Origin of the sequence: Corynebacterium uberis (genome assembly GCF_020616335.1) — a bacterium.
GTDB classification, from domain to species: Bacteria; Actinomycetota; Actinomycetes; order Mycobacteriales; family Mycobacteriaceae; genus Corynebacterium; species Corynebacterium uberis.
The window spans coordinates 971,606-995,854 of record NZ_CP085051.1 but is presented as its reverse complement, the minus strand read 5'-3'; the positions used below and the strand labels follow the sequence as shown (position 1 = coordinate 995,854).

At 68.0% G+C, this 24,249-nt stretch carries 29 protein-coding genes and 1 tRNA gene; 18 read left to right on the top strand and 12 right to left on the bottom strand.

What is annotated here, in order from left to right:
• Nucleotides 1–2: 2 nt before the first annotated feature.
• The 8 genes from LH390_RS04630 (at nt 3) to mobA (ending at nt 5,337) form a co-directional block, all read left to right on the top strand.
• The gene (locus tag LH390_RS04630; RefSeq protein WP_227282404.1) at nt 3–713 is read left to right on the top strand and encodes a hypothetical protein; all 711 of its coding nucleotides are present in this window, start codon (nt 3–5) and stop codon (nt 711–713) included.
• A 32-nt stretch (nt 714–745) separates the two neighbouring features.
• Entirely contained in the window at nt 746–1,015 is a 270-nt protein-coding gene (locus tag LH390_RS04625; protein WP_227282405.1) for a CBU_0592 family membrane protein, read from the top strand.
• A 72-nt stretch (nt 1,016–1,087) separates the two neighbouring features.
• On the top strand, nt 1,088–1,351 hold the full coding sequence (locus tag LH390_RS04620; RefSeq protein ID WP_227282406.1) for a CBU_0592 family membrane protein: 264 nt from the start codon (nt 1,088–1,090) through the stop codon (nt 1,349–1,351).
• A gap of 67 nt (nt 1,352–1,418) precedes the next feature.
• The gene (locus tag LH390_RS04615) at nt 1,419–2,027 is read left to right on the top strand and encodes a TetR/AcrR family transcriptional regulator (protein ID WP_227282407.1); all 609 of its coding nucleotides are present in this window, start codon (nt 1,419–1,421) and stop codon (nt 2,025–2,027) included.
• A gap of 40 nt (nt 2,028–2,067) precedes the next feature.
• Nucleotides 2,068–3,105, top strand: coding sequence for a GTP 3',8-cyclase MoaA (gene moaA / locus LH390_RS04610; protein WP_227282408.1), 1,038 nt, complete (start codon nt 2,068–2,070; stop codon nt 3,103–3,105).
• Nucleotides 3,106–3,143: 38 nt separating this feature from the next.
• Nucleotides 3,144–4,289 (top strand): molybdopterin molybdotransferase MoeA, encoded by a 1,146-nt coding sequence (locus LH390_RS04605; protein WP_227282409.1) that lies wholly within the window; start codon nt 3,144–3,146, stop codon nt 4,287–4,289.
• Nucleotides 4,290–4,313: 24 nt separating this feature from the next.
• Nucleotides 4,314–4,793, top strand: coding sequence for a cyclic pyranopterin monophosphate synthase MoaC (gene moaC, locus LH390_RS04600; protein WP_227282410.1), 480 nt, complete (start codon nt 4,314–4,316; stop codon nt 4,791–4,793).
• A complete protein-coding gene (gene mobA, locus LH390_RS04595) occupies nt 4,786–5,337 on the top strand; it encodes a molybdenum cofactor guanylyltransferase (protein ID WP_227282411.1) in 552 nt (183 codons plus the stop codon). Before moaC ends, mobA begins: the two co-directional genes overlap by 8 nt.
• Here mobA and LH390_RS04590 read toward each other — a convergent pair.
• The 4 genes from LH390_RS04590 to LH390_RS04575 are packed head-to-tail and all read right to left on the bottom strand — an operon-like array spanning nt 5,280 to nt 8,382.
• Nucleotides 5,280–6,311 (bottom strand): ThiF family adenylyltransferase, encoded by a 1,032-nt coding sequence (locus tag LH390_RS04590; RefSeq protein ID WP_227282412.1) that lies wholly within the window; start codon nt 6,309–6,311, stop codon nt 5,280–5,282. The genes mobA and LH390_RS04590 overlap by 58 nt on opposite strands.
• Nucleotides 6,308–6,739, bottom strand: a complete 432-nt coding sequence (locus tag LH390_RS04585; RefSeq protein WP_227282413.1) for a molybdenum cofactor biosynthesis protein MoaE — start codon at nt 6,737–6,739, stop codon at nt 6,308–6,310. Before LH390_RS04585 ends, LH390_RS04590 begins: the two co-directional genes overlap by 4 nt.
• Nucleotides 6,729–7,205 carry a molybdopterin-binding protein gene (locus LH390_RS04580; protein ID WP_227282414.1) on the bottom strand — a complete coding sequence of 159 codons (477 nt, stop codon included), beginning with the start codon at nt 7,203–7,205 and terminating at the stop codon, nt 6,729–6,731. The genes LH390_RS04585 and LH390_RS04580 overlap by 11 nt, the downstream gene beginning before the upstream one ends.
• The gene (locus LH390_RS04575) at nt 7,198–8,382 is read right to left on the bottom strand and encodes a molybdopterin molybdotransferase MoeA (RefSeq protein WP_227282415.1); all 1,185 of its coding nucleotides are present in this window, start codon (nt 8,380–8,382) and stop codon (nt 7,198–7,200) included. The genes LH390_RS04580 and LH390_RS04575 overlap by 8 nt, the downstream gene beginning before the upstream one ends.
• Nucleotides 8,383–8,455: 73 nt before the next feature.
• Here LH390_RS04575 and LH390_RS04570 point away from each other — a divergent pair, with 73 nt between their 5' ends.
• Nucleotides 8,456–8,713, top strand: coding sequence for a MoaD/ThiS family protein (locus LH390_RS04570; RefSeq protein ID WP_227282416.1), 258 nt, complete (start codon nt 8,456–8,458; stop codon nt 8,711–8,713).
• Between the two features lie 8 nt (nt 8,714–8,721).
• Here the strand turns inward: LH390_RS04570 and LH390_RS04565 are convergent, their stop codons facing one another.
• Together LH390_RS04565 and LH390_RS04560 are read right to left on the bottom strand one after the other, a co-directional pair.
• Nucleotides 8,722–9,105 (bottom strand): cupredoxin domain-containing protein, encoded by a 384-nt coding sequence (locus tag LH390_RS04565; protein WP_227282417.1) that lies wholly within the window; start codon nt 9,103–9,105, stop codon nt 8,722–8,724.
• Nucleotides 9,102–10,136, bottom strand: a complete 1,035-nt coding sequence (locus tag LH390_RS04560) for a beta-carotene 15,15'-monooxygenase (protein WP_227282733.1) — start codon at nt 10,134–10,136, stop codon at nt 9,102–9,104. The genes LH390_RS04565 and LH390_RS04560 overlap by 4 nt, the downstream gene beginning before the upstream one ends.
• A gap of 68 nt (nt 10,137–10,204) precedes the next feature.
• On the opposite strand from LH390_RS04560, the gene LH390_RS04555 reads away from it, so the two are divergent.
• Complete coding sequence (locus tag LH390_RS04555) at nt 10,205–10,462, top strand: DUF2249 domain-containing protein (RefSeq protein WP_227282418.1); 258 nt, start codon at nt 10,205–10,207, stop codon at nt 10,460–10,462.
• Between the two features lie 45 nt (nt 10,463–10,507).
• Here the strand turns inward: LH390_RS04555 and LH390_RS04550 are convergent, their stop codons facing one another.
• Nucleotides 10,508–10,999 carry a molybdopterin-binding protein gene (locus LH390_RS04550; RefSeq protein WP_227282419.1) on the bottom strand — a complete coding sequence of 164 codons (492 nt, stop codon included), beginning with the start codon at nt 10,997–10,999 and terminating at the stop codon, nt 10,508–10,510.
• A gap of 154 nt (nt 11,000–11,153) precedes the next feature.
• Here LH390_RS04550 and LH390_RS04545 point away from each other — a divergent pair, with 154 nt between their 5' ends.
• The 8 genes from LH390_RS04545 to LH390_RS04510 all read left to right on the top strand — a co-directional run bounded on the left by LH390_RS04545 (nt 11,154) and on the right by LH390_RS04510 (nt 22,212).
• Nucleotides 11,154–12,512 carry a nitrate/nitrite transporter gene (locus LH390_RS04545; protein ID WP_227282420.1) on the top strand — a complete coding sequence of 453 codons (1,359 nt, stop codon included), beginning with the start codon at nt 11,154–11,156 and terminating at the stop codon, nt 12,510–12,512.
• Between the two features lie 58 nt (nt 12,513–12,570).
• Nucleotides 12,571–16,308, top strand: a complete 3,738-nt coding sequence (locus LH390_RS04540) for a nitrate reductase subunit alpha (RefSeq protein WP_227282421.1) — start codon at nt 12,571–12,573, stop codon at nt 16,306–16,308.
• Nucleotides 16,308–17,858 (top strand): nitrate reductase subunit beta, encoded by a 1,551-nt coding sequence (gene narH / locus LH390_RS04535; protein WP_227282422.1) that lies wholly within the window; start codon nt 16,308–16,310, stop codon nt 17,856–17,858. The genes LH390_RS04540 and narH overlap by 1 nt, the downstream gene beginning before the upstream one ends.
• Nucleotide 17,859: 1 nt before the next feature.
• Complete coding sequence (narJ, locus tag LH390_RS04530; RefSeq protein WP_227282423.1) at nt 17,860–18,555, top strand: nitrate reductase molybdenum cofactor assembly chaperone; 696 nt, start codon at nt 17,860–17,862, stop codon at nt 18,553–18,555.
• Nucleotides 18,552–19,292 carry a respiratory nitrate reductase subunit gamma gene (narI, locus tag LH390_RS04525; protein ID WP_227282424.1) on the top strand — a complete coding sequence of 247 codons (741 nt, stop codon included), beginning with the start codon at nt 18,552–18,554 and terminating at the stop codon, nt 19,290–19,292. Before narJ ends, narI begins: the two co-directional genes overlap by 4 nt.
• A 143-nt stretch (nt 19,293–19,435) precedes the next feature.
• On the top strand, nt 19,436–20,209 hold the full coding sequence (gene modA / locus LH390_RS04520) for a molybdate ABC transporter substrate-binding protein (protein ID WP_227282425.1): 774 nt from the start codon (nt 19,436–19,438) through the stop codon (nt 20,207–20,209).
• 6 nt (nt 20,210–20,215) lie between these two features.
• A complete protein-coding gene (locus LH390_RS04515) occupies nt 20,216–22,081 on the top strand; it encodes an ATP-binding cassette domain-containing protein (RefSeq protein ID WP_227282426.1) in 1,866 nt (621 codons plus the stop codon).
• A 58-nt stretch (nt 22,082–22,139) separates the two neighbouring features.
• A tRNA-Arg gene (locus tag LH390_RS04510) sits at nt 22,140–22,212 on the top strand.
• A gap of 132 nt (nt 22,213–22,344) precedes the next feature.
• Here the strand turns inward: LH390_RS04510 and LH390_RS04505 are convergent.
• From LH390_RS04505 to LH390_RS04485, 5 genes are all read right to left on the bottom strand, one after another.
• Nucleotides 22,345–22,527, bottom strand: coding sequence for a PspC domain-containing protein (locus LH390_RS04505; RefSeq protein ID WP_399524622.1), 183 nt, complete (start codon nt 22,525–22,527; stop codon nt 22,345–22,347).
• Between the two features lie 105 nt (nt 22,528–22,632).
• A complete protein-coding gene (locus LH390_RS04500; RefSeq protein ID WP_227282428.1) occupies nt 22,633–22,947 on the bottom strand; it encodes a transcriptional regulator in 315 nt (104 codons plus the stop codon).
• Nucleotides 22,944–23,273 carry a hypothetical protein gene (locus LH390_RS04495; protein ID WP_227282429.1) on the bottom strand — a complete coding sequence of 110 codons (330 nt, stop codon included), beginning with the start codon at nt 23,271–23,273 and terminating at the stop codon, nt 22,944–22,946. The genes LH390_RS04500 and LH390_RS04495 overlap by 4 nt, the downstream gene beginning before the upstream one ends.
• Nucleotides 23,264–23,674: a hypothetical protein gene (locus tag LH390_RS04490; RefSeq protein ID WP_227282430.1), complete on the bottom strand. Its 411-nt coding sequence runs from the start codon at nt 23,672–23,674 to the stop codon at nt 23,264–23,266. The genes LH390_RS04495 and LH390_RS04490 overlap by 10 nt, the downstream gene beginning before the upstream one ends.
• Before the next feature lie 26 nt (nt 23,675–23,700).
• The gene (locus tag LH390_RS04485; RefSeq protein ID WP_227282431.1) at nt 23,701–24,192 is read right to left on the bottom strand and encodes a MarR family winged helix-turn-helix transcriptional regulator; all 492 of its coding nucleotides are present in this window, start codon (nt 24,190–24,192) and stop codon (nt 23,701–23,703) included.
• Nucleotides 24,193–24,249: the final 57 nt, after the last annotated feature.

Here is a 24,249-nt window from a genome sequence, read left to right as displayed (position 1 = left end):
ACATGTATCCCCTACATTCGGACATCACCCTCGATGCGGCCGGGCGCCAGCGCGCCCTGGACTACCTGGTGGAGGTGGACTTCCACCTGCCCGGCTCGACCCCGCGGGACTTCCGCGTCAAGGATCTGGCCCGATACATCGGCTGGAACTTCCAGTCGGAGGACTTGGAGGCCTACGCCGTGGGCTTGGTGTGCACCACCCCGGGCCTGGAGGCCCACCACACCTTCATTCGGATGAGCTACGGCCAGCTCACCGGCCAGCCGGATGCGCTGCGCTTGCCGGTCAATCAGCCCGTGCTGGCCAACCAGACGCTGCGCATGCAGCGGTGGCGCGATACGCCGACAGGGCCCAGCCGCACCGGCGTGGACTCCTACGCCACCGCCGACGGCTCCGTGCCCGGCGTGGACCTGGATCTGGCCATGCTCCACGACACCCTGGCTGACGCCCTGGACTTTGCCCACGCCGGTCATTCGTCGGCCGATGAGGGTCAGTTCGACCTCGCCGTGGACCTGGGCACGCTGCTTGCCGGGCGCTACCCGCGGCTGAAGTACTACGAGAAGGCCGGCCGGCTCACCGCACCCCAGCAGGAGCGCCTGCGCGCCTTCGAGGCCCAGGCCACCCAGGCGCAGCAGACCTTGGAGTCACTCGAGCTGCCCACGCTGGCGCGCATCGCCGTGCCGGAGAAGCGCCGGCACGCCCAGCACCATTCCTAAATTCCTAACACCTTTCCCCTGAGAGGATCCTCATGCCTTTTGCAGCCCCTATTTCCATCGTGGCATCTGTTGCCCTGCTCGCCGGGTTCGCCCTGCTCAACATGGGCAAGCTGACCCCGGATCACTACACCTACCAGTGGCTCAACGCCATCGGCGCCGCCGCCCTGACCTACTCCGCTATTCAGCCCTTCAACGTCGGCGTGGTCATCACCGAGGCCATCTGGACGCTCATCGCGCTATTCGGCGTGGTCAAGATCTGGCGCAAGCGCTCCAAGGGCGCGCCCGCACCGGCCGCCGCCTAAACCAGCACCGCCTGCACCTGTCCTTCCCCTTCCCCCCGCTGTCCCCGCTAAAGAAAGCGAGCACCCTTTCCCATGATGCCTCTATCTGCCCCCGTGTCCCTGTTTGGCACCGTCTGCTTCCTGGCCGCCTTCGGCGCGCTCAACGCCGGTCTGCTCAAGAGCGACTCCTACCTGTACCAGTCGCTGAACCTCGTGGGCGCGGCCTGCTTTACCTACACCGCCATTTCGCCGTTCAACCCCGGGTTGTTTATCACCGAGTTCGTGTGGGCCGTCTTCGGCGCCTACGGGATCTTCAAGATCTACCGCACCGCCATGCGCCGCAAGGCCAGCGCCTAATCGCCTGCGATCGGGGTGGCGGAGTGGGGCTGGGTAGAATCCAGGCCCCTGCTACGGTCGAGACATTATGGCTCTTCCTCCGTCTTCCCCGCCCATGAAGGCGTCGGCCCGGCGCGACCCGGACCGACGTATGCGCATCGTCGTGGCCGCCATGAAGGTGATATGTACGCACGGGGTGGCCGGGACGTCGCACCGCCGTGTCGCCCAGGCGGCCGGCGTCCCGTTGGGGTCCATGACCTACTACTTCAACGGTATTGATGAGCTGCTCCATGAGGCCTTCGCCCACTTCACCGATGAGTCGGTGGCGGAGTTTAGCGCCTATTTTGCCCACGTTGATGGCCTCGAATCCGCCCGCGAGGCGGTGGTGAACATGCTGGTGGGGTCCTCGGAATCGATGAGCGATTCGGTGGTCCTGGGCAGTGAGTTGTATGCCATCGCGGTGCGCCATCCCCGATTCCAGGCTGTGCTGCGCGGGTGGATTCGGCGCTGCCGTGCGGTGGTGGCCCAGTATTTCGACGCGGATACCACCCTGGTCATCGATGCGCTCTACGAGGGGCTGCTCCTCCACAGGTCAATGGAGATCGGCGATCACCCCCGGGAATTGATCGCAACGGCCATCGCGCGGCTGACTCCCCCGCAGTCTTATGTTGGCCCCGGCGCAGCCAACGGGGGATAAAGCTTGGAAAAACTGTGAACAATTCCTAGGATGAGGGGCAATGACACTTCCTCGAACCTCCACTACGGTCCTCGCCGATACTTTCGGCCGGGTTGCGCGTGACCTGCGTGTCTCCTTGACCGATCGCTGTAATTTGCGCTGCACGTATTGCATGCCGGCGCAAGGGTTGGACTGGTTTCCCACCGAGGCGACGCTGACGGACGAGGAAATGCTGCGGCTCATCCGCATCGCCGTGGAGGATCTGGGCATCCGCCAGGTGCGTTTTACCGGCGGGGAGCCGCTGCTGCGCCGCTCGTTGGAGGAGATCGTCGCGGCCACAAAGCAGCTGCGCACCGATGAGGGGGTGGCCCCTGCCACAGCGATTACCACCAACGGGCTGGGGTTGAGCCACCGTGCCGCCAAGCTGAAGGCGGCCGGGCTGGACCGGGTCAATATTTCGCTGGACACCCTGGACCGGGAGCATTACGCGCAGCTGACCCGGCGCGACCGCCTGCCGCATGTGCTGGCCGGGATTCAGGCGGCCAAGGAGGCGGGCCTGGAGCCGGTCAAGCTCAACACGGTGGTCATGCCCGGGGTCAATGACGCCGATATTGAGTCGGTGGCTGCCTTCGCCATCAACAACGGGCTGCAGTTGCGTTTCATCGAGCAGATGCCCTTAGGGCCCCCGTCGCAGTGGGATCGCTCCACCATGATTACGGCCGCGGAGATTCTGCGGCGCCTGGGCCGGCGCTTTGACTTGCGCGCGGCGACCACCCCCCGGGGTGCGGCGCCGGCTGCGCTGTGGGATGCCCGCGATCGGCATACCGGCGCCACGGGCGCGCTGGGGGTTATTGCCTCTGTCACGCACCCGTTCTGCGGGGACTGTGACCGGACTCGGCTGACCACCGATGGGGCGGTGCGCAATTGCCTTTTCGCCCGCGGCGAGACGAGTTTGCGCGATGCCATGCGCGCCGGGGCTACTGATGCGGAGCTCATCGATGCGTGGGGGCTCAACACGCTGGCTAAGCGCGCCGGGCATGGCATTGATGATCCGTCCTTCTTGCAGCCCGAGCGGCCAATGTCTGCCATCGGCGGCTAACGCCGGTGTCCTCCCCGCGCTTGGCTAGCATGAGTCCCATGCCTCGTTCCCTTGCCGAACACCTCCGCGCCGTTGAAGAGGTGTGCGCTCCCCTGCCGCCGGGGCGTCTCGCCGTGGACGCCAGCCTGGTTGGCAGCGTGCTCGCCGTCCCCGTGCAGGCGCAGCTTGCGGTCCCCCCGTGTGATAACTCGGCGGTGGACGGCTACGCGGTGCGGCGGGCGGATCTGCAGGGCAGTGGGCCGTGGCGGCTGCCGGTGTGCGGAGATGTACCAGCGGGGGCGTCGCCACGCGAGGTAACCCCCGGCACCGCGCTGCGGGTGATGACGGGCGCCGAGCTTGCGCGCGCCTCCGACCTCACCGTCATCCCCGTCGAGGACACCGACTCCCCCGCCGACCTGTCGCTGCCTGCCCACGTGACCATCGCGGCGCTGCCCCCACGCGCCCACGTGCGCCTGCGTGGCGAGCACATCGCCGCAGGCGCCCAGATTGCCGCCGCCGGCGATGTGGTGGATCCGGGCCTGCTTTCCACGCTGATTAGCTGCGGGATCAGCCACGTTGAGGTGCATCCCAGGCCCCGGGTGGCGGTGCTGACCACGGGTGATGAGGTGGGCACGGTCATCCCCAACTCCAACGGGCCCCTGGCCTGCGCCGTGCTGGAACCCCATGCCTCGGTCAGTCACCACCACTGCCACGATGACGTGGCGGCGGTGAGCGCGCTGCTGGATCAGCTGGCCGCCCAGGCAGATCTCATTGTCACCATCGGCGGGATTTCAGCCGGTGCTTATGACGTGGTCAAGGCCGCCGCCCGGTCGGTGGCGTGGTTTGGTCCGGTGGCCATCCAGCCGGGCAAGCCCCAAGGGGTGGGCCGGTGGGAGAACACCCCCTTGGTGTGCCTGCCAGGCAATCCCGTGGCCGCGTGGGTGGGCTTGGAGCTGTTCGTGCTGCCTGGCGTGGCGCGCTTGGCGGGAACGCAGGCTCCCGCGCGCGTGGTGCCCTTCCCTGTGGAGCCTGCGGTTCCCGCCCGCGAGGGCGTGGCGGTAGTCAGCCCGGTGGCCATTGATTGGCGCCGCGGCGTTGCCCGCCTGCATGCGGGGCGCTCTCACATGGTCGGGGCCCTTGCCGGGGCGAGCGGCCTGGCGGTGACCTTTCCCGACGGGTCGACCCGGGTACAGCTGCTCGCTTAACTCTTTTTGTGGAAGGTTGTCTTCATGGAATTGACGCATCTTGATTCTCGCGGCCAGGCCCGCATGGTGGACGTAACGGCCAAGGCGCCGACGGTACGCACAGCGACCGCGGTCGGCGAGGTCGCCTGCTCGCCGGAGGTGTTGGCGGCGTTGCGGGAAGGCACGGTGCCTAAGGGGGATGTGTTGGCGGTGGCGCGCATCGCCGGTATCGCCGCGGCCAAGCGTGTACCCGAGCTGCTTCCGCTGGCGCACACCATCGGCGTCCACGGGGCGGCGGTGGATCTAGACATCCACGACGATCACGTGGCCATCGCGGCCACGGTGCGCACGGCGGATCGCACCGGCGTGGAAATGGAGGCGCTCACGGCGGTGTCCGTGGCGGCCCTGGCGGTCATTGACATGGTCAAGGGCGTGGATCGCAGCGCCTACATTCGCCGCTGCGGCATCGTGGCCAAGTCCGGCGGGCGTTCGGGGGATTGGTCTCGGGAGCTGCCCGGTGCCTAGCGTGCACATCATCGTGCTGGCCGGGGGCGCCTCCTCACGGATGGGGGCGGATAAGGCGCAGGTGCGCCTCCACGGGGTTCGGCTTATCGACGCCCTCCTAGCCACCCTGGACCGCCCCGTCACCGTTGTCCACCCCGGCCCCGTTGATCTACCCCCGGACGTAGCGCGGGTGTGCGAGGATCCCCCGCTCGGCGGGCCGGTGGCCGGGATTGCCGCCGCGGTGCGGCCGGACTGTGACCTTACGGCGGTCCTCGCCGTCGATGCGCCGCACTCCGGGGCGGCGCTTCCCCGCCTCCACGCCGCACTGGCCCGCACCCCTGCCGCCGGTGTGGCCTGCATTGCCGGCGAGCCGCTGTGCGCCCTGTGGCGCACCGAGGCCCTGGTGGCGGCGCTGGCGGGCCTGGGCAGCCCGCGGGATCGTTCGGCGCGCGCCCTGCTGGCCCAGGCGAACGTTGTCACCGTTGCCCCGGACGGCAGCGAGCGCGACTATGACACCCCGGAGGAGTTGGCCGCGGCCAACCAGCGCTCGAACCCGCCGCGGTAGCTGACAATCCCGGGAGTATCGAGCAACTCGACCGCCCGCTCGGAGCGCACCCCCGCCTGGCAGTAGACCACCGCGGGGGCCGCGATCAGCCCGGCGCGCTCAGTGGGGGTGGCCGCCTCGATGCGGCTTAAGGGAACGTTGCGTGCCCCGGGGATCGCCCCGCGGGCGAACTCGTCTGGCTCGCGTACGTCGATCAGCGCGATGCCGGCGGGGATGTCCTCGACCTGCGGGGTCAGCCCCGGAGGCAGGCCTTCTCGGGTGCGGTGGGTGACCTGCGGGTCTGCCACCAGGGGGATGTGTTCCCAGGTGGCCTGGAGGGAATCGTAGTAGGCCACGCGCCCGATCAGCGGCTCGCCTAGCCCGGTGATGAGCTTGAGGGCCTCCATGGCCATCGCGGAGCCCACCACGCCGACGACGGGTCCTAGCACCCCGGCTTGGGCGCAGCTGGGCACGGAGCCTGCCGGTGGCGGGCTGGGATAGAGATCCTCATACACCGGGCCGTGGTCGGCCCAGAAGACGCTGAGCTGGGCCTGCCAGCCCAGGATTGAGCCCCACACGTGCGGGATCCCGGCGCGCGCGCAGGCGGTGGAGGCCAGGTGGCGGGTGGCAAAGTTGTCGGTGCCGTCGAGGACCAGGTCTGCGCCGCGCAGCAGCTCGTCGGCGTTGTCCGGGGTTAGGCGCCGGGCCACGGCCGTGACGGTGATCTCGGGGTTCAAGGCGGCCAGGGTGCGCGCCGCGGAGTCGGCCTTGAGCAGGCCTACGGCGCTGGTGGGGTGGATGACCTGGCGGTGCAGGTTGCTGATTTCTACGGTGTCATCATCGATGATGGTCAGCCGGCCTACGCCCGCGGCGGCCAGGTAGGCCAGGGCGGGCGAGCCGAGTCCGCCGGCGCCGAGGACCACCACGTGGGCCGCGGCGAGTTTGTCCTGGTTTGCGGGTCCAAAGAGGGTTTCTTGGCGCAGGTAGCGGCTCATTCTAGGCCCACCCACTGGTGGTCGCCGCTGCTGAGCTCTTGGTCCTTCCAGATGGGGACCTCGGCCTTGACGGCGTCGGCAAGCGCCGCGCAGGCGCGAAAGGCGGGGCCGCGGTGCGCGGAGGCGGCGATGACCACGAACGCGAGGTCGCCGACGGCCAGCGCGCCGGTGCGGTGGGCCGCCCACAGGCGCACCTCGGGGAAGTCCGCGGCCACGCGCGCGGCCACGGCAGCGATGACCTCGTCGGCGCTGGGGTGGGCGCTATAGGTCAGGGCGGACACGGCGTTGCCGCCGTCGTGGTTGCGCACCACCCCGTCGAAGGTGACCACGGCGCCGTGGGTGTCATCGGCGGTGGCGGCGCGCGCGGCGGGGAGTAGTTCTTCCAGCGGGCGGGTGCTCATCAGGGCGTCGACAAGATTAGTGGTCATGGCGGCCTTCCAGTTGGCTGATCAGGTGGTCAAGGAGCGGATCGAGGACGGCGATGCCATCGGCGACGGCGCCGCGCGAGCCGGGCAGGGTCATCACGAAGGTGCGCCCGGTAGTGCCCGCGACGGCCCGGGAGAGCACCGCCATGGGTGTGGAGGCCAGGCCCTGAGCGAAGAAGGCCTGGACGATGCCGGGCAGCTCCGTATCCAGGTGCTCGCGGACGGCCTCGACGGTGCGATCATCCGGGTTCAGCCCGGTCCCGCCAGTGGTCAGCAGCACCCGCGGCGGTACCGGGCTGCCGAGCGCGGCGGTCACGGCAGCGGCGATTTCCGCATCGGCGACGACCTCGGCGTCGGGGGTGTCCAGCCCGCGGGAGCGCAACCAGTCCACGAGCACCGGCCCGGTGCGGTCCTGGTACGTACCGGCGGCGGCGCGGGTCGAAGAAACGATGACATAAGCGCTAGTCATGGCGGGGTCCTGGCAGGTCGTAGAGGGGGTAGACGGTGACGGCGGTGGCGTCGGCAAGCTCGGCGCCGGCGGGCACCTCCAGCAGCGCGGTGGCGGTGGCGGCCTGGGCGAGCAGGTGGGAGCTGGCACCCCCGAGCAGGCGGGTGGTGGCCCCGTGGGTGATCGCGCGGCGAAATTGCACCTTATCCGGCAGCCCGGTCACCGGGACAGGCGTAGACAGCACGCTGGTCACCCCACCGAAATCGGCGCGCCCCAGCAGGGCGGGCAGGGCGAACAGCCGGAAGGAGACCAGCGTAGAGATGGGATTGCCGGGCAGGCAGATCACCGGGGTGGTTTCATATGTGGCCAGGCCCTGGGGCCCGCCGGGCTGCTGGGCCACGTGCCCAAACCAGCCGCGGCTGCTGAGCACCTGGCGGACCACTTCGAAGCGGCCGTGGGAGATGCCCCCGGAGGTGATCACCGCGTCCGGGCGGTGGGTCGCAATGGCCTGGGCCAGCTGCTTTTCCCAGGCCTGCGGGTTGTCATCGGTGTGGAGGTGGCAGGCCACGCGGATGCCAAAGGTGCTGCACAGCGCGGTCAGGAGCGGGCCGTTGGCGTCCGGGATGGATGCCGGGCCGGTACCACCTACCTCTGCTCCCCCGGTGACCAGCACCACGGTGGGGGCGACCACGGTGACCTCAGCAATCCCCTGGGACGCCAGCGCGCCGATGACCACCGGGGTCACCCGAGACCCCGCGGGCACCACCAGTTCGCCGGCGCGCAGGTCGCTGCCCGCGGTGCGGATAAACGTGCCCGGGGCCACCTCCGGGACGTCGACGTCACCCGCGGCGAGCGCGGCGTCGAAGGTATCCGGGCGGCAGCGCTCGACGGGCACGATCGCGGCGGTCCCTGCGGGCACGGCTGCGCCGGTCATGATGGGCAGGGCGTGCCCGGCCAGCTCGCCGGGCGCGTCACCGGCGGCGATGGTGGGCCCGACCGGCCAGGTGCGCGCGCCGACGGCAGGCAGGGCGAAGCCGTCCATCTGGGAGTTGTCAAAGGGGGGCGAGTCCGTGACCGCGGTGACGTCGCTGGCTAGGGTGGCGCCCAGGGCGTCGGCAAGCGCGACGGTGATGGTGGTGGGGCTGCCCAGTGCCGCGCGGACAGCCGCCAGGTGGTCAAGCGGGCTTCGTTGAGACATGTGTTCCAGGGTAGCGTGGGCCGGTATCGGCATTCATACCGCTACCGACACCCACGAAAAGGCTAGTTCTTTGATGGAGATTCACTACTTTGCCGCCGCCCGCGAGGCCGCTGGTACCGCCAGCCAGGACTATCCGCAGCCTCCGGCAACGCTCGGCGAGCTGCTCGATGACCTGCGCGCCCAGCACGCCGGCACCACCCAGGCGGGCATGGGCTTTGCCGAGGTACTCGGCCGCTGTTCCTTCCTTCTCGACGGCGCCCACGCCACCGCAGCCAGCCCCCTGTCCGGTGTGCGCCGGCTCGACGTGCTGCCGCCCTTCGCTGGCGGCTAGAGCCAGCTTCACGGCGCGTCCACCACCACGACGTAGAGCACCATGCCGGCCTGGCGATGCCCCGCCACCGTGCACCACCCCGTGGTGGATTCCTCCAGCTCACCGACGTCGAGAATCGCCGTGGCGCCGGGTGCGACCCGCGGGGAGCGCACCCCGTTGACGGTGAGGTCATGGGCCACCCTGCCCTCGTTGTGCAGCCTGATGCGCACGTGCTCGCCCGGGCGCACGGCCACTACCTCTGGGGAGAAATGCATGCCCTTCATGGTCACGTCATGGACCGGGCCGCCAGCGGTGGCCTGCCAGGCCCGCGGGGCGAGCACCAGCCCCACCGCGAGCACCATCGTGCCAAGGATCACCGCCCAGGAGATGATGGCCTGGCGTCGCGCGCTCATCGCCGCACCACCCGCGCGATGAGGGTGGCCAGCTGCCAGGCCAGGCCCGCCGCCATGACGGCCGCCCCCGGCCCGGCCCACACCAGCGCCACCACCCCACCGGCGTTGATCACCACCGCGCGCGGCACCGCCCACCGATCCGGCCCCGGCCGCCGCAGCGTCAACCGCGGCAGCAGCACGATGAGCACGCCGGTCACCAGCTGCACCAGGCCGGCACCCAGCAGCGTCGGCAGCACCACCTGCGTCTGCCCGGCCACCACGTCCGCCACGCACAGCGCAGGAAACCACACCAGCGCGGCCACTACGCCCACCGGCGCGGAGCCTGCCAGCGCGCCGGCGATCACCGGCTGGATCACCAGCACCCCGGCCACCGCGACCACCAGCTGGCCCCAGGGCAGCCCCACAGCCAGCACCGCCAGCCCCGCACAGCTGATCACGAGCGCGCGCGGCAGGCGGGCACTCGCGGTCGTGCTTATCGACGTCCCGGCGAAGGTAGGCACCAACGTCACCACGGTGGCCTGCACCGTCAGCCACACAAAACCCCACACCGCCAGGCGCGAATGCACCTGGGTATACCCCAACCGCGCGGCGATGATCGCCGCGATGAGAGCGCCCAGCGCGGCAACATAGTAGGCCACGACGATCCGGGCCAAGGGGCTAGGGCTGATCGCCGCGCGCAGGCGCCGGGCCAGGGCAAGGGCGTGCCAGGCGCCGGTGATGCCGAGGAGTGCCGCGGCGGCGTCGGCAAGCAGATTCCAGCCCGTCGCCGGGTCCACCAGGTAGAGGGTGACGGCGGCGACCTGCACCAGCACCACCCGGATCACCAGCGGGGTGCCGGAGGTATGCGAGCGGGTCAGGGCATCACAAAAGTGCGTGGAGTACACCAGGATCGCCGTGGTGACTACCCCCAGCGTGATCGGGTGGACCATCCTCCACCAGCTCGCCCCCGCGGCGACAGAGGCGGCCTCGGCGATCAGCCAGGCGGTTAAGACTGCGGCCACGGCCAGATGAGCGCGGGCCATGTTTTTCACGGATTTGAGCGTAGTTAAAGTGGGGGCGAGAGTACAACGCCACCACGATTCGACCCCAAGGAGACCCCATGAGCGAATTCATCCCCCTTAACCCCCAGGCACCCGTGCCCGCCTTCAACGTTGCCACCATCCCCCACGAGGTGCGCCACGGCGCCATCCACGGCGCGCTGAGCACCCGCGAGGTGGGCCAGTCCCTCATCCTCATCGCCCCGCACGACCCGCTGCCGCTGCTCGCCGAGATCGAGCAGCGCCCGGAGACCTTCGAGGTCACCTACCTCAAGCGGGGCCCGCAGGACTGGCACCTGCGTTTCGACCGCACCGCCTAAGCAGCTGCGGCAGGGCCGGCCACGGCCACTGAGGCGCTGAGGCGCTTAGGCCTCGTCGAGCTGGCGGAAGATGGCGTCGGCCACCTCGGCGAGCACGGCGAGCGCATCGCGCACCCCGCCCAGCGAGCCGGGCGCATTGACCACCAGCGCGCCCGAGGCACTGATACCCACCACACCGCGGCTTAAGCCCGCCTTCGAGCTGTTGGCCAGGCCCGCGACCACCATCTGAGTGACCACCCCCGGAAGCAAAGTGACCAGGCGCTGCTTTGTTACCTCCGGGGTTTTGTTGTGCGGGCTCAATCCCGTGCCGCCGCAGGTGATAACCAGCCCCACGCCGGCGTCCAAGGCCGCGTCCAGGGCGTCAGCCACCGGCTCGGCACCCTCGGGGACGACCACCGGCGCCTCTTCCACTTGCAATCCGTCAGTGATGCGGTCCGCCATCTGCGCGAGAAGCCGGATTGCCTCCGGTCCCGAGGTGTCTTCGCGGCCCCCCTGGGCCACCCGATCAGAGACGACAATCACCCTGGCCGTGCGCATGTGAACTTCCTTTCTCGTATTTAAACAACACCCGTGTTGCGTATTTAAAACGAGGATACTCGTAGAAAATTAGACAACTGAATCTTAGTCGAATAATTTGATGAGCAGCACCACCCTTGTTTGATATCTCTACGACAGATTGGAAGGCACCGCGATGGCCGCGTCCTCCGACACTCAGCCCCAGCAGGCATCCCACCACGGTCGGGTCCTGACTAACTGGGACCCCGAAGATCCGAACCGCTGGGATTCCGGCATCGCGTGGACCACCCTGTGGGTATCCACGTTCTCCCTGATCATCGGCTTTTCCACCTGGTACCTCGTCTCCGCGGTCGCCCCGCTGCTCAACCAGATCGGGTTCAGCCTCAGCGCCGGCCAGCTCTACTGGCTGACCGCCATTCCCGGACTGGCCTGCGGTATTTTCCGGCTGATTTTCATGTTCCTGCCGCCGATCATCGGCACGCGAAAACTGGTTACCCTTTCCTCTCTGCTTTTCATCATTCCGATGGTCGGCTGGTTTTTCGCCGTTCAAGATTCATCGACTTCTTATGGATGGCTTTTGACGCTGGCCTTCCTCTGCGGAATCGGCGGCGGCGTCTTCTCCGGCTACATGCCCTCCACCGGATACTTCTTCCCCAAGTCCCGCTCCGGCACGGCCCTGGGCCTGCAGGCGGGCATCGGCAACTTCGGCATGTCCCTCATCCAGTTCCTGGCCCCCTGGGTCATGGGCTTCGGCCTGCTGGGCCTGACCTTCGTCGCCCCGCAGCGCACCACGGCCGGCGATGACATCTTCGTCCACAACGCCGCCGCCGTGATGATCCCCTGGGCCATCCTCGCCGCGATCCTGGCCTGGACCCTGCTGCGCGACGTGCCCATCAAGGCCAACATCCGCCAGCAGATCGACATCTTTGGCAACAAGAACACCTGGATCCTCACCATCGTCTACCTGATGACCTTCGGCGCCTTCTCCGGGTTCGCCGCGCAATTCGGGCTGATGATCAACAACCTCTACGGCGCCAACTCCGACTTCGCCGCCACCCACGACCCGGCCACCCTGCCCGCGGGCGCCAGCTTCGCCTTCCTCGGCCCGCTCATCGGCGCCGGCGTGCGCGCCCTGTGGGGCCCGCTGTGCGACCGCTTCGGCGGCGCCATCTGGACCTTCGTCGGCGGCGTGGGCATGACCATCTCGTGCGCGTGGGCAACGTTCTACCTCAACCCCACCGACCCCAGCCAGTTCCGCTGGTTCCTCACCTCCATGCTCGTGTTCTTCTTCTTCACCGGGCTGGGCAACGCCGGCACGTTCAAGCAGATGCCCATGATCCTGCCCAAGCGCCAGGCCGGCGGCGTCATCGGCTGGACCGGCGCGATTGCAGCCTTCGGCCCGTTCATCGTCGGTGTGCTCCTCACCGCCGTTACCGTCCCCGCCTTCTACTGGGGCTGCGTGGTCTTCTTTGCCATCGCCACCAGCCTCGTGTGGATCTACTACGCCCGCCCCCGGGCCCCCTTCCCCGGCTAAAACTGCGCGCTGACACTGCACCCGTTTTGCCCACTCACTTTCCCCTCAGGATTTTCCCATGACTGACACCTCCGGCTCCTCTGCCAACCCGCTGCTCAAGCTGGGTACCTACGTGCGCCGTGGCGACTCCGGCCCCGGCCAGCAACAGCTCTTTTTGAAGGGCGGCCGCGACGCCGACGTCTTCTACCGCAACCGCTGGGCCTTTGACAAGGTTGTCCGCTCCACCCACGGCGTGAACTGCACCGGCTCCTGCTCCTGGAAGGTCTACGTCAAAGACGGCGTGATCACCTGGGAATCCCAGGCCGTGGACTACCCCACCACCGGCCCGGACATGCCCGAATATGAGCCGCGCGGCTGCCCCCGCGGCGCCAGCTTCTCCTGGTACACCTACTCGCCCACCCGCATCCGCTACCCGTACGCCCGCGGCGTGCTCGTAGAGATGTACCGCGAGGCCAAGCAGCGCCTGGGCGACCCGGTCCTGGCGTGGCGCGACATCCAGCAGGACCCGGACAAGCGCCGCGCCTACATCAAGGAGCGCGGCAAGGGTGGCCTGGTGCGCATCTCCTACGAAGAGGCCATCGAGATCGCCGCCGCCGCCCACGTCTACACCGTGCGCGAACACGGCCCCGACCGCATCTTCGGGTTTACCGTCATCCCCGCGATGTCCCAGGTCTCCTACGGCGCGGGCACCCGCTTCCTGGAGCTCATCGGCGGCACCGCCCTCAGCTTCTACGACTGGTACGCGGACCTGCCCCCGGCCTCCCCGCAGACCTTCGGCGACCAAACCGACGTCCCGGAATCCGGCGACTGGTTTAACTCCAGCTACCTGATGATGTGGGGATCCAACATCCCGGTCACCCGTACCCCGGACTCCCACTTCATGGTGGAGGCCCGCTACAAGGGCACCAAGGTCGTGGTGGTCTCCCCCGACTTTGCTGACAACACCAAGTTCGCCGACGAGTGGCTGCGCGTGGCCCCCGGCACCGACGGCGCCCTGGCCTTTGCCATGGGGCATGTCATCCTCTCCGAGTTCCACGTCAAGAACAAGACCCCCTACTTCCTGGACTACATGCGCCGCTACACCGACTCGGCATTCCTGGTCAGCCTCGACCAGGCCGCCGACGGCGCCTACACCCCCGGCAAGTTCCTCACCGCCGCCCAGCTCGACGGCGATCCGCTGGCCGCCACCCCCAACGCCACCCATCGCCTGTTGACCATGGAAAAGGACGGCACCGTGGTGGACCCGGGCGGCACGGTGGCCGACCGCTACGGCGACGACGGCGTGGGCAAGTGGAACCTGCGCCTCGACGGCGTGGACCCCGTCATGAGCATCGGCGAGGTCGCCGGCCACGACACCGCCACGCTGCTGCTGCCGCGATTCGACCTGCCGGCAACCGGCAGCGCAGAGTCCGGCCCGGTCGGCGCCGGCGTGGTCACCCGCGGCGTGCCGGTCTACCGCGTGGGCGACAAGCTGGTCACCACCGTCTATGACGTCATGCTCGCCCACTACGGCGTGGCCCGCCCCGAGCTAAACCTGCCCGGGTCCTGGCCCACCGGCTTCGACGACGCCTCCGAGGTGGGCACCCCGGCCTGGGCCGAGGAGCTTACCGGCGCGCCGGTAGCCGGCACCGTGCGCATCGCCCGCGAGTTCGCCGACAACGCCGCCCGCACCAAGGGCCGCTCCCAGATCATCATGGGCGCCGGCGTCAACCACTACTTCCACGCCGACACCATCTACCGCACCTTCCTGGCCCTGACCTCCATGTGCGGCACCCAGGGCGTCAACGGCGGCGGCTGGGCCCACTACGTGGGTCAAGAAAAGCTGCGCCCCGCCAACGGCTGGGCCCAGTACGCCTTCGCGCTGGACTGGCAGCGCCCCGCCCGCCAGATGATCTCCACCGGGTTCTACTACCTGACCACCTCCCAGTGGCGCTATGACAACACCCGCGCCGACCGGCTGGCCTCTCCGCTGGCCAACCGGGGCGTGGTGGGCACCAAGATGACCTCGGAGACCCTGGTTGAGGCCATGGAGCGCGGCTGGATGCCGTCCTACCCCCAGTTCAACCGCAACCCGCTGCTCATCGCCGAAGAGGCCCGCAACGCCGGGCGCGACGTGCGCGAGTACATCGTCGAGCAGCTGGAGTCAGGCGACCTCGAGTTTGCGGCCAAGGACCCGGATAACCCGGTGAACTTCCCCCGCGTGCTGCTCAACTGGCGCACCAACCTGCTGGGCTCCTCGGCCAAGGGCACCGAGTTCTTCCTGCGCCACATGCTGGGCGTGGACTCGGACGCTACCGCCGAAGAGCTGGGCCCGGATGAGCGCCCGAGCACGATCCGCTGGGCCGATGAGGCCCCGGACGGCAAGCTCGACCTGATGATGACCACGGACTTCCGCAACACGTCCACCACGCTGGTCTCTGACCTGGTCTTCCCCGCCGCCACGTGGTATGAGAAGAACGACATGTCCACCACGGACATGCACCCGTTCATCCACTCCTTCAACGCCGCGATTAACCCGCCGTGGGAGGCGCGCTCAGACTTTGAGGTCTTCCGCGACCTGTCCAAGGCCTTCTCCGAGCTGGCCGTGACCTGGCTGGGCACGCAGACTGACGTGATCACCGCCCCGATGGGCCACGACAGCCCCGATGAGCTGGGCATGCCCGGCGGCGTGGTCCCGGACGTGGAATCCCAGGGTCTCATCCCGGGAACCACCATGGCCAAGCTCGTCCCGGTGGAGCGCGACTACACCAAGATCTATGAGAAGTGGAACCACCTCGGCCCCCTGACGGGGACCTTGGGTACCGGCACCCACGGCACCGCCTACAACCTTTCCAAGCAGGTAGAGGAACTTAAGCTGATCAACGGCACCTCGGAGGCGTCGACAAGCGAAGGACCCACCCAGCTGCCGGAGCTGACCACCGCAACCAAAGCCATCGAGGCAATTCTGCACCTGTCCGGAGTCTCCAACGGCGAGGTGTCGCTGGAGGGCTTCCGCAACCAGGGCGCGCGCGTGGGCGAGGACATGACCAAGCTGGTGCGCGGCGCCGAGGACGCCCACATCACCTGGGACATGATCAAGGAACGCCCCGCCGAGGTGATCACCTCCCCCGAGTGGACCGGATCCAAGCAGGACCGCCGCCGCTACACCGCCTTTTCCATCAACCTGGAGTACAACAAGCCCTGGCACACCCTGTCCGGGCGGATGCACTACTACATCGACCACGACTGGTTCATGGACTACGGCGAGGCGCTGCCGGTCTTCCGCCCGCCGCTGGATCACATCCACATCAACGGTGAGGTCGGCCCCGGCGAGACGCTGACCGGGCCGGACGGCAACCCCGAGGTCACGGTGCGCTACCTGACCCCGCACAACAAGTGGTCCATCCACTCGCAGTACTACGACAACCTGCACCTGCTGTCCATCTCCCGCGGCGGCCAGGTCATCTGGATGTCCGACCGCGACGCCGCCAAGCTCGGCGTGGCGGACAACGACTGGATCGAGGCCTACAACCGCAACGGCATCGTCTCTGCCCGCGCGATCGTCTCCCACCGCATCCCCGAAGGCACGGTCTTTATGAACCACGCCCAGGAGCGCACCACCGGCACCCCGGTCAACGAGCGAACGGGCCGCCGCGGCGGAACACACAACTCCTTGACCCGCATCATGATCAAGCCGGTGCACGTGGCCGGCGGGTACGGGCAAATCTCCTACGGGTTCAACTACATCGGGCCCACCGGAAACAACCGCGACGAGGTCACGCGCATCCGTCGCCGCAGCCAGGAGGTTGAGTACTGATGAAGGTAATGGCACAGATCGCCATGGTGATGAACCTGGATAAGTGCATCGGCTGCCACACCTGCTCCGTGACCTGCAAGCAGGCCTGGACCAACCGTGAGGGCACCGAGTACATCTGGTTCAACAACGTGGAAACACGCCCCGGCGTGGGCTACCCGCGCGCCTGGGAGGACCAAGACCACTGGGAGGGCGGCTGGATCCGCACCTCCACCGGCAAGCTGCGCCCCCGCTCCGGCGGGCGCATGCGCAAGCTGGCCACCATCTTCCACAACCCCAAGCTGCCCACCATCGACGACTACTACGAGCCGTGGACCTACGAGTATGACAAGCTGCTGTCCGCCCCGCGCGGCCAGCGCACCCAGCCCACAGCCCGGCCCGTCTCCGCCCTCGATGGCCGCCCCCTGGAGAAGATCGAATGGTCCTCCAACTGGGACGACAACCTCGGCGGATCGACCGCCACGCTCGACGATGACCCCGTGCTCGAGCAGATGAACCTGCAGGTATCCAAGACCATCGAGGACGCCTTCATGTTCTACCTGCCGCGCATTTGCGAGCACTGCCTCAACCCCACCTGCGTGTCTTCCTGCCCCTCCGGCGCCATGTACAAGCGCACCGAAGACGGCATCGTGCTGGTGGACCAGGACCGCTGCCGCGGCTGGCGCATGTGCGTCTCCGGCTGCCCCTACAAGAAGGTCTACTTCAACCACAAGACCGGCAAGGCCGAGAAGTGCACGCTGTGCTACCCGCGTCTGGAGGTCGGCCAGCCCACCGTGTGCTCCGAAACCTGCGTGGGCCGGCTGCGCTACCTTGGGGTGCTGCTTTACGACGCCGATCGCGTCGCCGAAGCCGCAGCCACCGAGGATCCGCAGGACCTCTACCAGGCCCAGCGCGACCTGCTGCTCGATCCGCATGATCCGGAGGTCATCGCCGCCGCCATCGCGGAGAACATCCCCCACTCCTGGATCGACGCCGCCCAGCAGTCGCCCATCTGGGATCTCATCCAGACCTACCAGCTCGCGCTGCCGCTCCACCCGGAGTACCGCACCCTGCCCATGGTTTGGTACATTCCGCCGCTGTCCCCCGTGGTCGACCAAGTCACCGCCACCGGCAACGACGCCGAGGACCACCGGGTGCTGCTCACCGCGCTGTCCACCATGCGCATCCCGCTGGACTACCTCGCCGGACTGTTCACCGCGGGCGATACCGCCCCCGTGGAGCTGTCCCTGCGCCGCCTGGCGGCCATGCGCTCCTACATGCGCGACATCAACTTAGGCGAGGCGCCCAACGAGGACATCGCCGCGGCCGTGGGCATGACCGGGCACCAGCTGGAGAAGATGTACCGGCTGCTGGCCATCGCCAAGTATGACGACCGCTTTGTCATCCCCACCACCTCCCCGGAGACCCCGCGCGGCATCGCCGAGCTCGACCCCTTCGGCCACGGCGCCCCGGAAATGTGCCACAGCGGGGCGGCCGCCTCCGAAGGCGGACGGGTCTCGCTGGCCAGCTGGGAGCCGGGCACCCGCCCAGACTCCCTGTTCAGGGAGGTCTAGCATGCGCCGCACCCACACCGGCCTGGTACCCGAAGCCCTCGTCGAGCCCGTCACCATGACCCCCGCCCAGCGCGGAATCGTGGCCATGGCCGTCGCCGTGCTGCTGGACTACCCGGACGACAGCTGGGAGGACCGACGCGCCGCCGTCGCCGGGCAGATCGCCGCCCTGCCGGCCACCCCGCGCGAGCTGATGGCCGGATTCCTGCGCGCCACCGCCGCCGAGTCGCTGCTGGCCGCCCAAGCGCGCTACGTGGAGACCTTCGACCAGCGCCGCCGCTGCAGCCTGTTCCTCAGCTACTACGCCGTGGGAGATACCCGCCAGCGCGGAGCAGCGCTGCTGGCATTCAAGGACTACCTGGCAGACCTGGGCCTGGACCTGGCGCGCGAGGAGCTGCCGGACCACCTGTGCGTGGTGTTAGAGGCCGCCGCCCTGGAGCCCAGCGCCTTCGAGCTTTTGGCCGCCCACCGCGACGGCATCGAGGTGCTGCGCAGCGCGCTAGAGGCCGTGGCCTCCCCCTACGCGGGGCTGATCAGTGCGCTGTGCACCGCGCTGCCGCCCATCGATGAGGACACCGCGCAACGCTACCTCGAGCTCATCCGCACCGGCCCGCCCGCAGAGATGGTGGGCTTGGGCCAGCCCACCGCCCTGCCGTTTCCCAATATTCACACCAACCGAGCGGAGGTCACCGCATCATGAACCCCTACGACATTTTCGCCTGGGTGGCCTACCCCTGGCTTGCCCTCGCCGCCTTTGTCATCGGCACCATCTGGCGTTGGCGCTCCGACCAATTCGGGTGGACCTCGCACTCCACCCAGATCTACGAATCCAAGCTGCTGCGGCTGACCTCGCCGCTGTTTCACTGGGGCATGGTCTTCGTGATCATCGGCCACCTCATGGGCCTGGCAATGCCCAAGTCCTGGACCCGCGCCATGGGTGTTAGCGACGCCGTCTACCACCTGGTAGCCACCATCCCCGGCACCATCGCCGCCGTCGCGGTGGTCATCGGCCTGGCCGGGCTGATCTACCGTCGCGTGCGGTTCCGGTCGGTGTTCCTGTCTACCTCCACCTCGGACAAGGTCATGTACGTCGTCCTCGCCCTGGTCATCCTCTCTGGAACCGTGGCCACCATCTCCCTGCAGGTCTTCGGCGGCCCCCACGGCTACGACTACCGGGAGACCATCTCCCCCTGGCTGCGCCAGCTGCTCATCTTCAACGCAGAACCGCAGCTGATGTCTGACGTGCCCTGGCAGTTCAAGGTCCACGTGCTGTCCGGTTTCACCCTCTTTGCCGTGTGGCCTTTTACCCGCCTGGTGCACGCGTTCTCCGCACCGGTGGGCTACCTCACCCGCCCCTACGTGGTCTACCGCTCCCGCGAGGCCACCACTACCCCGGCGTCGCGGCCCCTGACCGCAGCGACCAAGGTGCACCGCTAAAGACGCGCCTGCCAGACCCCACCTGCGCTTATAGTAGGTGGGGTCTTGGTGACTGCCACGGGCCGCTCGCGCGTTGCGCGCGCGCCTGAGCGGTTTCCCGCTTACTTCACCTCTTCATTGACACCGACGATTGGACGATCCCCATGAACCTGCGCACTGTGCGAACCCTCGGCGCCGTGGCCCTGGCCGCGGCCGCCGGCCTGGCCCTGGCCGCCTGCTCCCCACAGACCGAATCCGCCACGAGTGCGGACGGTGAGAAGGTGAACCTCCAGGTGCTGGCGGCGGCGTCGACACGCGTGCTCAACGACGACCTCACCGCAACCTTTGACCAGGCCCACCTCGAGTTCCACAACGCCGGGTCATCCACCCTGGTCCAGCAGCTGCGCGACGGCTCCCCCGGAGACGTGTTCATCTCTGCAGACCAGAAGAACATGGACAAGGCGGTCTCCGCGGGCGTCGTGGACACGCCCGTGACGGTGGCCACCAACTCCATGGTCATGGTGGTGCCCAAGGGCAACCCCGCGCACGTGACCGGTGTGGATTCCAGCCTCGATCACGCCAAGCTGGTGCTGTGCGACAAGCAGGTGCCCTGCGGCGCTGTGTCTGCGGACATCCAAAAGGACCTAGGTATCGAGCTCTCCCCGGCCTCCCTGGAGCAGTCCGTCTCCGACGTGCTGGGCAAGGTCACCTCCGGGGAGGCCGATGCCGGATGGGTCTACCGCACAGACGCCGCAGCCGCCGGCGACAAGGTGGAAGTCATTGACATCCCCCACGCCGCCGAACATGAAAACTCCCTGGTCGCCGCGGTGACCTCCACCACCGAGCACCGCGAGCAGGCGCAGGCACTCGTCGACCTACTCGCCTCCCCGCAATTCGCGCAGGTCTGGCGCAACTTCGGCTTCACCCCCGCCGCCTAGCGCCCCATGACAGCGCCGTCACCGCGCCCCGTCGCCCCACGCATTCCCCCGATCATCCGGATCCTGGGAGGCGTGGGGCTGCTGGTCATTGTCGGACCCGTTATTGCCCTGGCCCTGCGCGTCTCCTGGGGGCAGGTACCCCAGGTCCTCGGCGAGCAGGCCACCCGCGACATGCTCACCGTCACCCTGGCGGCGGCAGCCCAAGCAACGATCATCACCGTGGCCCTCGGGGTTCCCCTGGCGGTGACGCTACGCGGGTCACGCATGGCGCGCCTGCTGGTCATGCTGCCGCTGGCCATGCCCCCGGTCGTCGGCGGGCTGGCCCTGACCGCGGCGATGGGCCGCCGCGGCTTCACCGCCCCGCTCCTCGACGCCCTGGGTATCCAGTTCGCCTTCGCCTTCCCCGGGGTGGTGCTCGCGCACGTCTTCGTCTGCCTGCCCTTCGTGGTGGTCTCCGTGGACTCCGCGCTGCGCCAAATCGACCGCGAGGTGCTGGCCTCCGCCGCCGGGGTGGGCATGAGCCCCCGCGCCGTGCTGTGGAGGGTCACGCTGCCCACCGTGGCGCCCGCCATCGCCACCGGCGCCGGACTGGCCTTCGCCCGCTCGCTGGGCGAATTTGGCACCACTCTCACCTTCGCCGGATCCATGCCCGGGGTCACCCGCACCATGCCGCTGGGCATCTACCTGGAACGCGAGCTCAACCAGGACCGCGCCTATGTGCTCGCCGTCATCCTCATCGGCGTGGCACTGCTCAGCCTCAGTGCCGCCCTCAGCCCCACCTTCCTGCGCCGACGCCGCCCCTCGCGCCCCCGTACCATCGGAGAACTCGACGCCGCGCGCCTGCGTCAACTTTCCGCTCCCACTGCCGGGCCCGCGCGCGTCCAGTTGCGCACCGCCGCGGGCACCACCACCTTCACCGCGGGCACCACCACCGCCATCATCGGGCCCAATGGTTCCGGAAAAACCACCCTGACCGGACTGATCGCCGGGCGGCTGCGCGGGCCCCACGTCGAGGTCGACTGCCCCGGGCGGATCATCCTGCTGACCCAAAACCCCGGCCTGCCGCCCCGCTCCCGCGTCGCCGCCGCCATCACCATGGCCACCCGCTCGCGGGCCGCCACCGAGGAGCTTCTCGACGCCGCCGGGCTCACCGACCTTGCCGACGTCCCCATAGCCCACCTCTCCGGAGGCCAAGCCGCCCAGGTGGCCCTCCTGCGCGCCCTCGGGGCGCGCCCCAGTGTGCTCATCCTCGACGAACCCCTGGCCGCCGTCGACGTCGACTCCGCCGCCGCCTGGCGCCAACTCCTGCGCGCCTCCACACCGGACCGCACCACCTTGTTGGTCACCCACGACCCCATCGAACTGGCCGCACTCAGCCAGCACACCCTCGTCATGGAAGGCGGCGTCGTCGCGGCTCACCTGCCCACCGCGCAGGCCCTTCAGGTGCCCCCAACCGCGTTTGCTGCCCGCCTCGCCGGCGTCAACCGCATCGCCGCACCCATCACCGAGATCACCGGGCCCACCGCCACGCTCACCTGCGGCGATTGCAGAGTCGTGGGCATGGCCGCTGACCCCTCACCCCAACTGCGCCCAGGCCCAGGTCCAGGCGGCCAGGGGGTCGCCGTATGGCAGCCAGTGGACACCCTGCTGCGTCTGCCGGGCAACCACGGCACCGACTCCGCCCGCAACGCCTGGCCCGGCACCGTCACAGCAATCGACGAATCCGCCCAGGTCACCGTGGATATCGGCGAGACGACCATCCGTGTGCCCATCACCGCACAATCCGTCGCCCGCCTGGGGCTTGCCGAAGGATCCGACGTCATCTGCGTGACCAAAGCACGCGCCATAACGATCTACCCCGGCCCGGTTTAGACACCGCCGCGCACAGGGTGATAGAATCACACCGTTGTCAGCACAACACTGACAGCATGCCTCCGTAGCTCAGTGGATAGAGCGCCGGTTTCCGGTACCGTAGGTCGCAGGTTCGACTCCTGTCGGGGGCACTTTTCCTCTCTCTGCCGGCTCAACGCCGCCGGTAGAGAGATTTTTCTTTTCCGCGGCCGGTCTCCGGATCTCCGGATCTACGGCTTGGCGCGGCTGCGCCGACCCCGCCCCACCTCACCATTGCTCTGCACCTAGCCGCGCGGCATGATCACCCACGCCACCAGATACAGCAGGACCTGGGTGCCCGGTAAGACAAAAGACGCGACGGCCAACAGCCGGACCACCGTTGCATCCAGATCATATGTTTCGGCAATTCCCCCGCACACCCCACCGATCCACTTGTTCGTCGTCGAGCGATGCAGCTTCTTATTCACGGTCATTCCTCCCAAATCTTGGCCTTGTTTAGAAAATCACAGGCGCACCTGCGCTTCCCTTCCCATTGTCCCGCGGGCGCGCCACCAGGACATCGGGGAAAGCACCTAAGTTTCGGCCAAGGATCTCAGGGTTTCCATGTGCTCAACAAACGCCTGTTCACCAGATTCCGTCAGGGTTACCCACACCGCATCCCCGCTGCGCCGCGAGGCCCATTCCCGCTGCCGGGTTACCATTCCGGCGTCCTCCAAGGCTGTCAACTGTTTAGACAATGCTGAGTCACTGAGTCCCGTGAGCTCGGCCAACCGCGAGAAACGCATTTCTTTAGCGAGCTGCCCCGCGCGATTGACCGCACCGCCCGCGCGCAACGCGGCACAAATTTTTAGCCGATTAATCGGATGAATCACCGGGTTGAGCGTCATTTCTTTTCCATCCAACACAGCCAGACATACATGGTCACCGCATTGAGGGCGCCGACCAACGCCCCCGCCCACCGCGGCTGGCTGGGAGTAATTATTCCCGCCGGAATCATGACCAGCGGCACCATCCTCAGCGCGGCCTGCGGGCCGGACACCTGTGCCGGATGACGCCGGGGCACCTCGCGGCGCGTGAGGAGCCAAGCACCGCCAGCGGCCACAAGGATCACGGCGATGGCGATGCCCCACATGTGCCAGATCGCAGCACACAGGCCCGCTCCTACCAGGAGGCTCACCAGCCCGCACAGTACGCCCACAAACGTCACAGCCACTGCCTTTCATCCATGGCCACCAGATACCAATAGCTGGCGGCGCAAGTGATGACCCCAACGCACGCGCCGATCCACCACGGGTGCGCTGGAACCATGATGGCCAGCCACGTGAACGGCAATGGGGCCAGCGACCACCACGTCGACGGGGGAAACAGGGGTGAGCCGGGGTCCTGGCGGATCTTCGGGCGTACCCCTCTGCGAAAATCGCGCCAGCGGACAACGATGATCACGATGAGCGCGCCTAGCCCGGCCAATGCCGCCCAGGTCACCTCCCAGATAATGAACGCGATGGTCACCCCGAAAAGCACCGACAGCGCACCGAGGACCCAGCGTGGGGCGCCCGCAGTGGCGCGCGCGTGCACCTGGTCGACAGCTGCGAGCGTTTCCTGCACACTTTCCATAGTGGAAAGACTACCACCGGAGTGCGCTAACGCAACGGTTCCGCGCACCCTCCCATACCTGGCACGTTGTCTACCGCCAGCACGTCGGTGCAAAACTGCGCCAGGGCTGTGGCCTGCTCGGCGGTGAGGTGATCAAAAATGAGTCGGCGGACGTGCTCCACATGGTCCGGGGCGGCCTTTTCCAGCCGGCGACGCCCTTCCTCGGTGAGCATGACAAAGACACCGCGCCCGTCGCCCTCACTGCGGCACTTGTCTACCAGACCTCGCCGCTGCATGCGCGTGACCTGGTGAGAGGCCCGGCTGCGCGCCCAGTCCAGCGACCCGCACAGCTCGTGCATACGCATGGAACTGTTCGGGGATTCTGAGAGCGTGACCAGGACAGCAAATTCGGAAGAAGAGAGGTCTTGGCTCACCAGCAGGGTCTCATCGAGTGAGCGATCGATCTTGCGCATCGTCGACAGCAGGAGGCGCCAGATGTGCTGTTCCTCATCAGTGAGCCAGCGGGGGGTGAAAACCATGGTGGTGATTTTAGCCCTTGAGCTCGGCGATTATGAAACCCTATGGCACGCCACCCC